Source organism: Brevundimonas sp. GW821-FHT12C05, from assembly GCF_058807475.1.
In genome coordinates, this window is the sequence record NZ_JBXAQS010000001.1 from 627,289 (window position 1) to 640,000 (window position 12,712).

Consider the following 12,712-nt stretch of genomic DNA (forward strand, 5'->3'; position numbering starts at 1 on the left):
CTGCCAGGGCTTGAGCGGGCGGCTTCAAGCTATATACTATAAGTAAGTTACTATTGGTACATATGATGAGCTCAAGCCCGGTGTCAACGGACGGGGGACCACCCGCGCGGACGCGGCTGGCGCGGGACGCGCGTCGGCGGCAGCTGCTGGAGGTGGCCTGGCGGCTGGTGCGCGACGAGGGCGCCGACGCCCTGTCGCTGGGCCGGCTGGCGGAACAGGCGGGGGTCACCAAGCCGCTGGTCTACGATCATTTCGAGACCCGCAACGGACTGCTGATCGCGCTCTATCGGGAATATGACGCGCGCCAGAACCGGTCGATGGACGCCGCCCTGGACGCAAGCGAACCCACCCTGACGGCCAAGGCCGCGGTGATCGCCGAAACCTATATCGACTGCGTCCTGCAACAGGGCAGCGAGATACCGGGCGTCAGCGCGGCGCTGGCCGCCTCGTCCGAACTGGAGAAGGTCAAGCGCGAGTACGAGGCGGGCTGGATGGAGAAATGCCGGATCGCCCTGGCTCCGTTTGCGGCAGCCGGGGACATCCGGGCTTCAGGCCTGTGGGGCATGCTGGGCGCGGCGGAGGGGCTGTCCCGCGCCGCGGCGACCGGCGGGCTGCCGCCGGTCGAGGCCCGCGACGCACTCGCGCGGGCCATCATCGCGATGGTCGAAGGGGCCTAGCCGGCGTCCTTGAGCGCGCCTTCGAGGCCCTGTTCCCGCACCTTGCGATAGAGGGTCGAGCGGCCGATGCCGAGGCGGCGGGCGATCTCGGACATGTGGCCAGCATAGACCTCGATGGCGTGCTGGATCAGGTCGCGCTCGATCTCCTCCAGCGTCCGCAGGTGGCCGCGGTCGTCCAGGATGCGGATCGGAGTGTCGGGCAGGGGTGGCAGGTCGATGTCGGAGAAGTGGGACTGAGCGTCCGCAGACGCCCCCTCCGTCTCGCCGCTGTCGTGGTGATCCACCTCCCCCATGGGGGGGGAGGAGAGGCCGGAGATGGCCGGGAAGTCGTGCGGCTGCAGGAAGGGCGCGTCGGCCAGGACGATGGCGCGATAGACGGCGTTCTCCAGCTGGCGGACGTTGCCGGGCCAGTCGAAGGCGGTCAGCAGGGCCAGGGTCTCGCCCGACAGGCCGGCGACCCGCTTGCCTTCCTCGATGTTGAAGCGGGCGATGAAGTGGTCGACCAGGGCCGGGATGTCCTCGCGCCGCTCGCGCAGGGCCGGGGCCTCGATGGGAAAGACGTTCAGGCGGTAGAACAGGTCCTCGCGGAAGCGGCCTTCGCGCACCTGTTCGGCCAGGTCGCGATTGGTGGCCGAGGCGATGCGGACGTCGACCTTGACCGAGCGCTTGGAGCCGACGGGGTCGATCTCGCCTTCCTGCAGGGCGCGCAGCAGCTTGACCTGCATGTCCAGCGGCAGTTCGCCGATCTCGTCCAGGAACAGGGTGCCGCCCGAGGCCTCGGCGAACTTGCCCAGATGCTTGTCGGTGGCGCCGGTGAAGCTGCCCTTCTCGTGGCCGAACAGGATCGATTCCACGAGATTGACGGGCAGGGCGCCGCAGTTGACGGCCACGAAGGGCTTGCCGGAGCGGTCCGAGGCGCCGTGCAGGGCGCGGGCGATGACTTCCTTGCCGACGCCGCTTTCGCCGGTGATGAGCACCGGAATGCCGGACTTGGCGGCGCGGGCCCCCAGCGACTTGACCATGCGCATGGGCGCGCTCTGACCCACCAGGTCGTCGAAAGAGGTGCGGCCGCCGTGATGCTTCTTCAGGCGACCGACCTCAGCCGTCAGCTGGGTCAGTTGCAGGGCGTTGCGGACGCCGACCAGCAGGCGTTCGGCCGACACAGGCTTGACGAAGAAGTCCTGGGCCCCGGCCTGCATGGCCTTGACCACGGCGTCGACGCCGCCGTTGGCGGTCAGGACGATGACGGGGGTGCTGACGCCCGCGGTGCGGATCTCGGCCAGGGCCTCCATGCCGCTCATGCCCGGCATGACCATGTCCAGCAGGACCACGTCCGCGCCGCCGCCCTTGGTCAGGCGGTCGATGGCTTCGCCGCCGCTCTCGGCATGGACGACGACGTAACCCTCGCGCTCGAGCACCGCCTGCGCCAGACGGCGCTGGGTCGGATCGTCGTCGACGACAAGTACGGTCTTCGCCATGCGGGCCCCTGTTCCATCACGTCCGGCCGGCTCTCAATGGTGGAGCTGGCTCATTCCGGGACGTTTTAGGCCTCACAAGGTGAAGATCGGGTGGTCGGGCAGGGTGAGCGGGGGGTTAACGGGGGGGCGTGGCCTCCGGCTTTCCGCACTGCACGTCGCGGTCCAGTTTCGCCGCGGTCGGCGGATCGTCGTCGAAGGCGAGCGCGGGCCAGCGCGGCTGGCCCACCCGCACCGCGTCGCGACGCAGCCACTCGCGCGGATCGGGGCGGGGGCCGCCGCTGCAGTTCAGGTGCTGGTAGCTGCCCTGGGGCGTCCAGCGGCCTTCCGCGTTACGCGCCCAGAGGCTGGTGTCGAAGTCCGTCGCCACCAGCACCTCCATCACGCCGTCGCCGTCCAGATCGAGGGCCCGAGCGACGCAATCACCGTTCTTGAAACAGATGTGCTGGTCAAAGCCCGACAGGGCCTCGCCGGTGAAGTCTTGCGGCAGGGGGGCGCCGACGGCCTCGAACACCTGGATAGGGACGGGAGAGCTTTCGCCTTGGGCTTCCGAGCGATCCTTGAGGGCGGCGAACCGTTTCGCGCGGTCCGCGACGGCGGCGTCGGTCGATCGGGTCAGTCGGGCGAGCGCCGCCTCGCCCGCCTTGCCGCTTTCGAAACGCAGGAAGCGGAAGTCGAACTGGTCCGGCTTGACCGCGCCGCGCTCCAGCCGGGCGACCTGATCGGCGACCGAGAGGCGGGCCGGGTCGGCGATGGGGCTGAACAGGGCCAGGATGACCGCGATCTCCAGCACGGCTGTGATGACGTTTGTCCGTTCCAGGGGCTGCATCCAGTCCGCGCCCTTGCGCCAGAAGGGCTGAAGGGCGGCGAAGCCGTAGCCCAGGGCGTAGGCGGCGCCGACGACGGCGCAGGCCAGGGCGATGACCCGCTCCGGGGTCAGGCCGTACTGGCCGATGCGCAGGGCCAGACCCCAGAAGGCGAGGATGACCAACGGGGTCAGCAGGACGGCGGCCACCCGCACGGCCCAGCGCAGGATCAGCGGCGGCAGATTGTCGGCGCGGCCGTCCTGATAGGCGGTGTTGATGAGGATGATCAGGGCCGCGGCGGCCGCGAGGACCAGGGCGGTGGCGCTGCCGGTCTCCCACAGACCGTCCAGGCCGGTGAAGGGCAGGGCGCCGAGGAAGCCCGCGGCCAGCACCGTCATGAGCAGCAGCAGCCAGGACAGCAGCATCAGGGCCACGCTGCGCACGCCCCGGATCAGGCCGTCGCGCACGTCCGTCAGATGCACCGCGACGGCGAACATCAGGGTGGTGACCGGGATGGCGAACCAGTCCCGCCCCAGCAGGTCCTCGAGGAACCGGAGGCCGATCACGTTGAACAGGGCCGCGCCGAGGTGCAGCAGGATCCAGAAGGCGACGGTGAAGCCGATCGACAGGGCCAGTTGCACCCCGGCCTTCCATGCCGTGTCGAAATAGGTGGGGAAGGCCGCGATCCACTTCCGCTCCATATCGGCGGCCAGGATCAGATGGTGGCCGATGAACAGGGCGGCCGCCGCGAACAGCGGCATGGGCATGTTCAGGAAGGGGGGATATTCGCGCGGGCCGTAGCCCGGCGAGGTCGCCTGGGACACCACATTGTGCCAGCCCAGCAAGGCGAGGAAGGCCGTGGCGCCGAGCGCCCACAGCAGCAGGGTCCTCCAGCGCATGCGGCCCACGCCGGCCAGCATCAGGACCGGGACCATGGAGAAGATCAGCGCCAGCGGCCCGAACAGTTCCGGGACGGTGGCGGGCCAACTCGCGCGCGCCACTTCGGCGGCAGGCGAGCCATGGGCCGCAAGCAAGGCTTCGGCCGACCCTCGCATCGTCAGCGCCTGGGCCGACTGGTACAGCCACCACAGGGCCGCGCCCTGCAGCAGGCCGATGACCAGCCGGAATCCGGCCAGCGCGGGCGTACCCGCATGGCCCAGATTGTTGCGGCCGGTGGCCTCGACGGCGTCGGTCATGGGGGTCCCCTCCCTTTATGAGAGCGAACCTGCGCCGGATTCCCGTCGCTGTCTTGAGGATTTCCCGTGCAGACGCCGTACAGGGACGTCCGGGCTTGAGTTTGCGGGGATTGCGTGTATAGAGCGCGCCTTCTCCGTCGCTGCCTTCGGGACGCGGCGGTCCTGTCCGAGAACTTCGGGGCGTGGGGGTCACCCATGCCGTAACTGTCAGAGAGCCCTCTGGCGCCGTGGGGAGATGGGGATGCAGACGACCGCCGTCACCCGGTATCCGGGCGTACGGGGTTTGAGCTTCCTTCGGACAATACGACCGGCCTGAACGTCTCGCAGCGATGCGCGGCGCTTTGGCCAATCCGTCGTCGGGAATAAGCCCGGCGGCGAATACAAGACTGGAGACCGCAATGGACCGCGCACAAAAAGCCGAGTCGATCGAAACGCTGAAGGGCGTTTTCGCCGACGCGGGCGCCGTGGTCGTGACCCACAACCTGGGTCTGACCGTTGCGGATATGGAAGATCTGCGTGGCCGTCTTCGTAAAGAAGGCGGCGCGTTCAAGGTGGTCAAGAACCGCCTGGCGCTGAAGGCGCTCGAAGCCGCTGAAGGCAGCGACTACCACGGCCTGTTCAAGGGTCCCGTGGGCATCGCCTATGCCGACGACGCGGTGACGGCCGCCAAGGTCACCGCCGAATTCGCCAAGGGCAACGACAAGTTCGTCGTCCTGGGCGGCTTCATGGGTGACAAGGTTCTGGACGCGAAGGGCGTGGAGGTTCTCTCCAAACTGCCGTCGCTGGATCAGATCCGTGCGTCGTTCCTCGGCCTGCTCAACACGCCTGCGACCCGTATCGCCGGCGTCGTGCAAGCCCCGGCCGGCCAACTGGCTCGCGTTTTCAACGCCTACGCCACGAAGGACGCCGCGTAAGCGGAACCGCCTCTTTCATCTCTGCAAAAACTCTCTGAACCCAATTCCTCCGAAGGAAACTGACTATGACCGACCTGACCAAGATCGTCGAAGACCTGTCCAAGCTGACCGTCCTCGAAGCCGCTGAACTGTCCAAGCTGCTGGAAGAAAAGTGGGGCGTCAGCGCCGCTGCTCCGGTCGCCGTGGCCGCTGTCGGCGGCGGCGCCGCCGCTCCGGCTGAAGCTGCTGAAGAGCAAACCGAGTTCACCGTTGTCCTGATCGACGGCGGCGACAAGAAGATCAACGTCATCAAGGAAGTCCGTGGCGTGCGTTCGGACCTGGGTCTGAAGGAAGCCAAGGACCTGGTCGAAGGCGCTCCGCAGAACGTCGTCGAAAACGTCTCGAAGCAAGCCGCCGACGAAGTCGCCAAGAAGCTCACGGAAGCCGGCGCCAAGGTCCAGATCAAGTAAGATCGGGGATCTGGCGGCTGCCTCTCGAGGCAGTGGCTTGAAAAGCTTGAACGGGCCGGGGAGCGATCCCCGGCCCGTTTTGTTTTTGCCCTACCGCCTTCGGCGACTTGATGGCGTTGGCCGCTACTTCCTCGGCGCGGGCATGTCCCGGCCGTTCTGGTGCAGGACCAGGCCGGAGACCGCGCCCGCCGCGTCGCGGGTGAAGGTGATCCGGGCGTCGACGACGCGCACGAAGAAGGCGTCCGGGCCTTCCGCGAACAGTTCGAAGGGCGGCTGGCCGGTCGCCACGCCCATGAGCTTGCCGTCCACGACCGACACGGTGATGGCGAAGGTCGGAGCCAGTTCGTAGACGCCCACATAGGCCTGCATCGCATCGGCCCCGAGGGCGACGGCCTGGCGTTCGCCGGGCAGGGAGACGCTTCCGCCGCGCGCCAGCGTCATCAGGTCCGCGCCCAGCTTGTCCGGCCCCGGTCCGTTCAGATTGCCCAGCACGATGACGGTCATGCCGCCGGCGGTGTCGTGGCCCATCCAGGTGTTGAAGCCCTCGATGCCGCCGTTGTGGCTGACGATCGAGCCCTCGCCGGCGCGCGCCACCTCCAGGCCCATGGCGTAGTCATTGCGCACGGGCGTGATCAGCTGGGCGAGAGAGGCCGCGTTCAGGATGCGGCCGCCGAACAGGCCCTGTTCCCATTTCAGGAGGTCGCGCGTCGTGGAGTACAGCCCGCCCGCGCCCTGCGGGACGCTCATGTCGACATAGTCGGCGTTGACGACGCCCTGGGCGGACGGGGTGTAGCCCGAGGCGCGGCGGGGGAGGATGGCGGCGTGGCTGTCGTAGCCGCTGTCGGTCATGCCCAGCGGCTGGAACAGGGCCTCCGACACGAAGGCGGCGTAGGGCTTGCCGCTGACCCGTTCGATGACGGCGGTCAGCAGGATGTAGCCGGAGTTGGAATAGTTCCAGCCCTGGCCCGGCTGGAAGTCGAGCGGGCGGTCGCGGAAGCGCGCGATCAGCTGCGGCAGGGTCGCCGCCTGGGTCTTGGAGGCCTGGAAGTCGGGGAAGTCGGTGAGGTTGGGAATGCCGGAGGTGTGCGTCAGCAGATGACGGACGGTCACCCGATCCCATGCCGCCGGGGCGTCCGGCACATAGGTCTTCAGGGGCGCGTCCAGATCCAGCTGTCCACGTTCGCTGAGCAGCATGACGGCGACGGCGGTGAACTGCTTGCTGACCGAGGCGAGGCGGAATTTGGTGTCTCCGGCATTGGGGATGGCCCATTCGCGATTGGCCATGCCGTAGCCCCGGTCCAGCAGGACCTCGCCGCCGCGCGCCACCAGAACCGACCCCGCGAATTCATCGCGGGCGGCGGACGCGCTGATGATCTGCTCCATGCGGCCGACGTCCTGGGCCAGGACAGGACCGGCGCTGACCATGAGCGCGGCCAGGGCGGCGAACGTCAGGCGGGCGCGGATGCGCGAAGGCGAAAGCTTACGATTGGACATGGAAACCCCTTGAAGCGTGACGGTCACGCCGGTGAAGGAAGAGGCGGCCCGCCCCCTGCGTGGATGCGCGCCGCCTGATTATGTTTCCGTAATCCGGCCGTCCGCGATCAGCGCCGGCGCGGAGCGAAGATGTCGGCCAGCCGGTCGCGGGTCCCCGGGATGCGGACCAGACGCGGATAGCGCAGGCCGCCGTGGTAGTCGAAGGACAGGGTGCGGAACTCGTCGCCGCGCTTGACCACCAGCCGGATCGGGTCGGCGCTCGTCTTCGCCGCGGTGACGGCGGCGCGCAGGGCCGCGGGCGAGGCCGTGCGGTCACCGACGGCCACCAGGTCCCAGCCCGCGCCGAGCCCCTCGGTGAAGGCGAGCGAACCCCAGCGCACGCCGGTGATGCGGTTGCCGGTCCCCAGGTTGAAGCCGAGCGAATACTGGAAGTCGCTGGCCCAGCCGCCGAACATCTGCTTCTCGACCGGCGTCAGGTTGTCGACCCAGGTCAGGCGCCAGCCCGCGCGCTCCAGACCGTCCAGCGGCGCCTTGGCGTCGGGCCCAACCGCGTCCAGGCGGGTGCGCAGGAAGGTCGCCCAGTCGTGCGGATGCACCGCGTTCAGGGTCGCGACCACGTCCTCGAACGTATAGGGCCGCGCTTCCCAGACGCCGTCCTCGACGCCGAAGAAGGCCTTGGCGAAGTCGTCCAGCGACTTGCGGTCGTTGGTCTCGGCGCGGATCAGGGTGTCGGCGTCCAGCCAGATCAGCGAGGCTTCGCGATAATAGTCGCCGGTGCCGCGCATCCACGACGACCACGGATTGGTCGTGCGGTAGCCCAACAGGTTGTGGTTGGTGGTGTCCTGCAGCGCCCGCCACTGGCGGCCCGGCTGCTGGTCATAGAAGCCCGCGATCTCGGCCAGGTTGATCACCGCCTCCTCGACCGTGCCCAGGCCCGAGCGCGGGGTCAGGACATCGCCCCAGTATTCGGTCTGACCCTCATAGACCCACATGAGGCTGTTCTGGGTCGGGACGTTGAGGTTGGGCACGTACTCGTCGGCGGGGCGGCGGAATTTGCCGTTCCAGCTGTGGGTGAACTCGTGCGGCAGCAGGCCCCGCGCGCCATAGGCGGGGTTGGCGCTGGAGAAGTAGTTGGGCGCGCCCGTGTTCTCGGACGAGCGGTGATGCTCCAGCCCGATGCCGCCCAGCTTGTCGGTCATCGCGAACAGGAATTCGTAGTGGTCGAAGTGGCGGGCGCCGAACAGGTGGTCGGCCTGGTCGACCAGGGCCTCGTACTTCGCCGTCCATTCGGGCGTGATGTTCACCGAGGCGGCGGTGTCGCCGACCAGGTTCAGATGGACCGGGGAGCGCCCGCCCGGATCGATGTCGATGCGGCGATAGTGCTTGCCCGCGAACATCGGGCTGTCGGCCAGATGCTCCAGCGAGATGGGATCAAATTCGACGACATCGCCTCGACGGCGACCGCCATCCAGGGCCACGCCATAGTCCCAGCCCGTCGGCAGCACCACGGCAGGCGCGAAGGTGATCCGGCTCTGGGCGTAGCCCGCCGGATAGAGCAGGGCCTTCTCCCACTGCAGGTTGACGATCTCGGGCGTCATGACCACGCGCCAGACGGCGTTGTCGGGCTGGGTCAGCCACTCGAACGCGACCTCGATGGTCGAGACGCCGGTCGGGATGTCCAGGTGGAAGGCGTGCGGATCGACCGTATCGCGCACCCACTCGATCCGCTGTCCGTTTCCGGTGACGGTGACGCCGGAAATCAGCTGGATCGGGCCGGTGTCGGCGTGGTTGCCGGGAATGTATTTCGGATACTGCAGCACCAGATGCCCAGCCGCGACCGGGATGGTCTGGCGGGTGCGGATGATCTTGTGGTCCAGGTCCGTCAGATCGACGCGGATGCCGATGACGCCCGGATAGTCGCGGTCCTGCGGCGCGGGGATCGGCGGCAGGGCGTGCGGCAGACTGGTGGGCGCGGGCAGGGGCGTCTGCGCCTGAGAGGCGGGCGTCTGGGCCAGGGCGGGCAGAGCCGTCGAGGCGAGCAGAAGGGCGAGGGCGGCGGGCTTCAGCATGCGGTCGGTCCTCGGAATTAGCGGCGGCGCGGGGCGAGAATGTCGCCCAGCCGGTCGGGGGCGCCGTCGATCCGCTCCAGGTGCGGGTAGCGCAGGCCGCCGTGGTAGTCGAAGTCGATGGTGCGGAAGCGCTCGTCCTTCTTCAGCATCATCTGGATGGGCGTGCTGTTGTTCTTGGAGGCGGTGATGGCCGCGGCGATGGCGGCGGCGCTGGCGGCGCGGCCGTTGACCGCCACGACTTCCCAGCCCGAGGTCAGACCGGCCTCGAAGGCGGGCGAACCCCAGCGGACGCCGGTGACCCGGTTGGCGGCGTTCAGCGACAGACCCAGCGAGTACTGGAAATCGACCCGGCCCAGTTCGGTGTTCAGGGCCTTGGAATAGTCATTGGGCGTCTCGCGCCAGACCAGCCGGTAGCCGCCGCGCTCGATCCCGGCCAGCGGTCCGTGGGCGTTCGGGCCGACGGCGTCCAGACGGTCCCGCAGGAAGGTCGGCCAGTCATTGGCCTGCACCCCATTCAGGGTCGAGGTCACGTCGGTGAAGGTATAGGGCGCCGGATCCCAGTTTCCGTCCTGCACGCCGAAGAAGGCGTGGGCGAAGTCGTCCAGCGACTTGCGGCCCTCGGTCCGTTCGCGGATCAGGGTGTCGGCGTCCAGCCAGATCATCGCGCCTTCGCGATAGTAGTCCTCGCTGCGCTGGCGGCTCGGCCAGGGCTGGGGCCGGCGCTGGGCGATGATCGGATCGTTGGTGGTGTCCTGCATGGCGCGCCATTCGCGCCCCGGATTGCCGTCGGCGTAGGTCGCGGCGGTGTTGGCGAAGACGTCCAGCGCCTGCTGCTTGGTCATGAGGCCCGCCCGCGCGGTCAGGATCAGGCCCCAGTACTGGGTCTGGCCCTCATAGACCCACAGCAGGGAGTTCTGCAGCGGCTCGTTCAGGGTCGGCGTCAACTGGTCGGCGGGGCGACGCCATTTGCCGTTCCAGCTGTGGGTGTATTCGTGGCCCAACAGGTCGCGGTCGGCCAGTGTCCCGGTCGGATCAGTGAAGTATTTGGTGTCGACGCTGTTCTCGGACGAGCGCTGGTGCTCCAGCCCGATCCCGCCCAGCCGGTCGGTGACGGCCAGCAGGAAGTCATAGTGATTATAGTGCCGGGCGCCGAACAGGCGGTCGGCCTGCCGCACCAGCTCGCGGTGCTGGGTGATGTGGGCGTCGGTGGCGGCCAACTGCTCGGCGGTGTCGGCGACCACGTTCAGGCGCACGGGCGAGCGGCCGTTCGGGTCCAGGTCGATCTGGCGGTAGTAGCGGCCGGCGAACAGCGGACTGTCGGCGAAATGATCCAGGGTGATGGGGGCGAAGACGGCGACCCCGTTCTGGAACGAGCGGGTGTCCAGCGCGGTGCCGTACTGCCAGCCCGCGGGCAGGCGCAGGGTCGGCTGGAAGCTGATCTGGCGGGAATAGTAGCCCGCCGGATAGAGCAGGGCCTTCTCCCACTGGATGTTGAGCATGTCGTCGGTGATGACGATCCGGCCCTGATTGCCCTCGATCGGCGTCAGCCATTTGAAGGTGACCTCGACCGCCGATGCGCCGGCCGGGACCTGGACCTGGAAGGCGTTGGTGTTGACCGTGTTGCGGACCCAGCGCAGCGGCTGGCCGTTGGCGGTGATGCTGAGGTCGGCGATGTCGTCGACCGGGCCGGCCGGGCTGTGGTTGCCGGGGATCCACTGCGGATAGAGCAGGATCAGCGGACCGGGGCCGGTCACCGGCACGGTCTGTTTGATGGAGACGATGCGGCGGTCGATGTCGGTGGCGTCCACCTCGATGCCGATGACCCCCGGATAGGCGACGTCGCGCGGGGCGGGGATCGGCGCCAGAGCCACCGGCAGGGCCGGCGTGCCGACCTGGGCCAGGGCGGGCGCGGAGCCCAGCAGCAGGGCCGCGGCGCAGGCGGAGGCGAGCAGGCGGACGGACGGACGCATCATCACAGGGCACTCGTGAGCGGCAGGGAGGCGCAGATCACTGCGCGCCGGGACAGTGGTCAACCCGATGGGACGGCCGCTGCATTAAATCGCCGTCATGTTCCGAATCCGTCGCCTCGGGCGGAATGGACTTGTCCGGCCAAGGTCGCGTGATAGCCAAGGCGCTCAAAGCCACGAGACCGAGAGAAACCCCATGCGCCTGCATCGCATCCTGACCTGCGTCGCGGCCTGTCTGGCGACGGCCGGTGCGGCGACCTTCAGCGCCGCGCAGGAGACGGCGCCGTCGTCCGAAGCGCGGGGGCCGGTCATCGAGACTGTCGATGTGGACCGGTTTTACGCCCTGTACGACGACGCGGACGGGCGGCCCACGGCGGAGCAGTTGCAGGCCTATCTGGACGAAGGCTCGGACGGACTCAGGAACCTGGCCCGGGTGCGCAATGTGACGGGCGCTCGGATCGCCGACGCCATCGGTTCGCGGCCCGAGATCTATGTCGAGGCGCGGGACTGCGCCCGCATGCTGCCGCAGGTCCGCGCGCGGGTGACCTCGGCGATGGAGCGATTCGCCGACCTTTATCCCGAAGCGCGCTTCCCGCCGGCGACCTTCGTCATCGGGCGCGGCAAGCCGATCGCGATCGGCAGTCCCGTGACCGGCATCCAGGTGGGACTGGAAGCGCTGTGCGCCAGCGACTTCATCAATCCCGACATGGAGGACCGCTTCGTGCGGGTGCTGGTGCATGAGTATGTGCACAGCCAACAGGCGGCCGCGCTGACCGAGAAGGAGGGGCTGACGGTGCTGGAGGTTTCCCTGGTGGAGGGGATCGCCGAGTTCGTCACCGAACTGGTCTCCGGCGACGGGGCCTACGCCTATCTGGACGCCCTGGTCGCCGGGCGCGAGGCCGAGATCGAGGCCGCCTTCGCGCCCGACGTGGACAAGACCGATCTGTCGGCCTGGGTCTACAATTCCACGCCGGAGGCGCCCGGCGACCTTGGCTATTGGGTCGGCTACCGGATCGCCAAGGCGTATCACGGCAACGCCGCCGACAAGCGACAGGCGGTCGCCGACATGCTGCGGATGACGGACGCGAAGGCCTTCCTGGCCGCCAGCGGGTGGCGGCCGGGCGCGGCGCTGAATTAGGCCGCCGGCTTCACTTCCAGCAGCTCGACCGTGAACAGCAGGGTCGAGTTGGGCGGCAGCTCGTCGCCGCCGACCCAGCGCTCGCCGTAGCCGAGGGAGGCGGGGATCACGAACTCGAACTTCTCGCCCTCGCGCATCAGGGCGACGCCCTCGGTCCAGCCCTTGATGACGCGGCCCAGCGGGAACTCGGCGGGCTCGTTGCGGTCATAGCTGCTGTCGAACTGGCGGCCGTCCACGAAGGTCCCGCGATAGTGGACCTTGACCGTATCGGCGGCGACCGGCTGGCGGCCCTCCGGGTGGGCGGCGCCGACGCGGCGGTACTGGAGGCCGCTTTCGGTGGTGGTCCAGCCCTTTCGGGCGCCGTTGACGCGCAGGTATTCGAGGTTGCCGGCGGTCCAGCCCTCGGCGGTGCCGGTCCCCAGCGCCACGGGGGCGGGGGCCTCGGGCGCGGAGGCGCAGGCGGCGAGCGACAGGGCCCCGATCAGGGTGGCGGCGGAGAGGGTCAGGATACGGGTCATACGGCGACG

At 68.7% G+C, this 12,712-nt stretch carries 10 protein-coding genes; 4 read left to right on the forward strand and 6 right to left on the reverse strand.

Features of this window, described 5'->3' with window-relative positions:
- Positions 1-80: 80 nt before the first annotated feature.
- Entirely contained in the window at positions 81-677 is a 597-nt protein-coding gene (locus tag AC1RRF_RS02860; protein WP_492832628.1) for a TetR/AcrR family transcriptional regulator, read from the forward strand.
- Here AC1RRF_RS02860 and AC1RRF_RS02865 read toward each other — a convergent pair.
- Both AC1RRF_RS02865 and AC1RRF_RS02870 read right to left on the reverse strand, forming a co-directional pair.
- A complete protein-coding gene (locus tag AC1RRF_RS02865; RefSeq protein WP_492832630.1) occupies positions 674-2,155 on the reverse strand; it encodes a sigma-54-dependent transcriptional regulator in 1,482 nt (493 codons plus the stop codon). The genes AC1RRF_RS02860 and AC1RRF_RS02865 overlap by 4 nt on opposite strands.
- Positions 2,156-2,270: 115 nt before the next feature.
- A complete protein-coding gene (locus tag AC1RRF_RS02870; protein ID WP_492832632.1) occupies positions 2,271-4,154 on the reverse strand; it encodes an FG-GAP repeat domain-containing protein in 1,884 nt (627 codons plus the stop codon).
- 398 nt (positions 4,155-4,552) lie between these two features.
- Here AC1RRF_RS02870 and rplJ point away from each other — a divergent pair, with 398 nt between their 5' ends.
- Positions 4,553-5,068 (forward strand): 50S ribosomal protein L10, encoded by a 516-nt coding sequence (gene rplJ / locus AC1RRF_RS02875; protein ID WP_183204664.1) that lies wholly within the window; start codon positions 4,553-4,555, stop codon positions 5,066-5,068.
- A gap of 65 nt (positions 5,069-5,133) precedes the next feature.
- The gene (gene rplL, locus AC1RRF_RS02880; protein ID WP_291835063.1) at positions 5,134-5,517 is read left to right on the forward strand and encodes a 50S ribosomal protein L7/L12; all 384 of its coding nucleotides are present in this window, start codon (positions 5,134-5,136) and stop codon (positions 5,515-5,517) included.
- 123 nt (positions 5,518-5,640) lie between these two features.
- Here rplL and AC1RRF_RS02885 read toward each other — a convergent pair whose 3' ends face one another.
- The 3 genes from AC1RRF_RS02885 to AC1RRF_RS02895 all read right to left on the reverse strand — a co-directional run bounded on the left by AC1RRF_RS02885 (position 5,641) and on the right by AC1RRF_RS02895 (position 11,050).
- Complete coding sequence (locus AC1RRF_RS02885) at positions 5,641-7,011, reverse strand: serine hydrolase (protein WP_492832634.1); 1,371 nt, start codon at positions 7,009-7,011, stop codon at positions 5,641-5,643.
- Positions 7,012-7,118: 107 nt separating this feature from the next.
- Positions 7,119-9,080, reverse strand: coding sequence for a M61 family metallopeptidase (locus AC1RRF_RS02890; RefSeq protein WP_492832636.1), 1,962 nt, complete (start codon positions 9,078-9,080; stop codon positions 7,119-7,121).
- Positions 9,081-9,097: 17 nt separating this feature from the next.
- Positions 9,098-11,050 carry a M61 family metallopeptidase gene (locus tag AC1RRF_RS02895; protein WP_492834133.1) on the reverse strand — a complete coding sequence of 651 codons (1,953 nt, stop codon included), beginning with the start codon at positions 11,048-11,050 and terminating at the stop codon, positions 9,098-9,100.
- Positions 11,051-11,243: 193 nt separating this feature from the next.
- Between AC1RRF_RS02895 and AC1RRF_RS02900 the strand changes: the two genes are divergently transcribed.
- On the forward strand, positions 11,244-12,185 hold the full coding sequence (locus AC1RRF_RS02900) for a DUF2268 domain-containing putative Zn-dependent protease (protein ID WP_492832638.1): 942 nt from the start codon (positions 11,244-11,246) through the stop codon (positions 12,183-12,185).
- Here AC1RRF_RS02900 and AC1RRF_RS02905 read toward each other — a convergent pair.
- The gene (locus AC1RRF_RS02905) at positions 12,182-12,703 is read right to left on the reverse strand and encodes an FKBP-type peptidyl-prolyl cis-trans isomerase (protein WP_492832640.1); all 522 of its coding nucleotides are present in this window, start codon (positions 12,701-12,703) and stop codon (positions 12,182-12,184) included. The genes AC1RRF_RS02900 and AC1RRF_RS02905 overlap by 4 nt on opposite strands.
- Positions 12,704-12,712 lie beyond the last annotated feature (9 nt).

What these genes read in the sequence shown, in the direction of transcription:
- AC1RRF_RS02890 (WP_492832636.1), bottom strand. Translation starts at nt 9,080, where the DNA reads ATGCTGAAGCCCGCCGCCCTCGCCCTTCTGCTCGCCTCGACGGCTCTG.
- AC1RRF_RS02885 (WP_492832634.1), bottom strand. Translation starts at nt 7,011, where the DNA reads ATGTCCAATCGTAAGCTTTCGCCTTCGCGCATCCGCGCCCGCCTGACG.
- AC1RRF_RS02900 (WP_492832638.1), top strand. Translation starts at nt 11,244, where the DNA reads ATGCGCCTGCATCGCATCCTGACCTGCGTCGCGGCCTGTCTGGCGACG.
- AC1RRF_RS02895 (WP_492834133.1), bottom strand. Translation starts at nt 11,050, where the DNA reads ATGCGTCCGTCCGTCCGCCTGCTCGCCTCCGCCTGCGCCGCGGCCCTG.
- rplJ (WP_183204664.1), top strand. Translation starts at nt 4,553, where the DNA reads ATGGACCGCGCACAAAAAGCCGAGTCGATCGAAACGCTGAAGGGCGTT.
- AC1RRF_RS02905 (WP_492832640.1), bottom strand. Translation starts at nt 12,703, where the DNA reads ATGACCCGTATCCTGACCCTCTCCGCCGCCACCCTGATCGGGGCCCTG.
- AC1RRF_RS02870 (WP_492832632.1), bottom strand. Translation starts at nt 4,154, where the DNA reads ATGACCGACGCCGTCGAGGCCACCGGCCGCAACAATCTGGGCCATGCG.
- rplL (WP_291835063.1), top strand. Translation starts at nt 5,134, where the DNA reads ATGACCGACCTGACCAAGATCGTCGAAGACCTGTCCAAGCTGACCGTC.
- AC1RRF_RS02865 (WP_492832630.1), bottom strand. Translation starts at nt 2,155, where the DNA reads ATGGCGAAGACCGTACTTGTCGTCGACGACGATCCGACCCAGCGCCGT.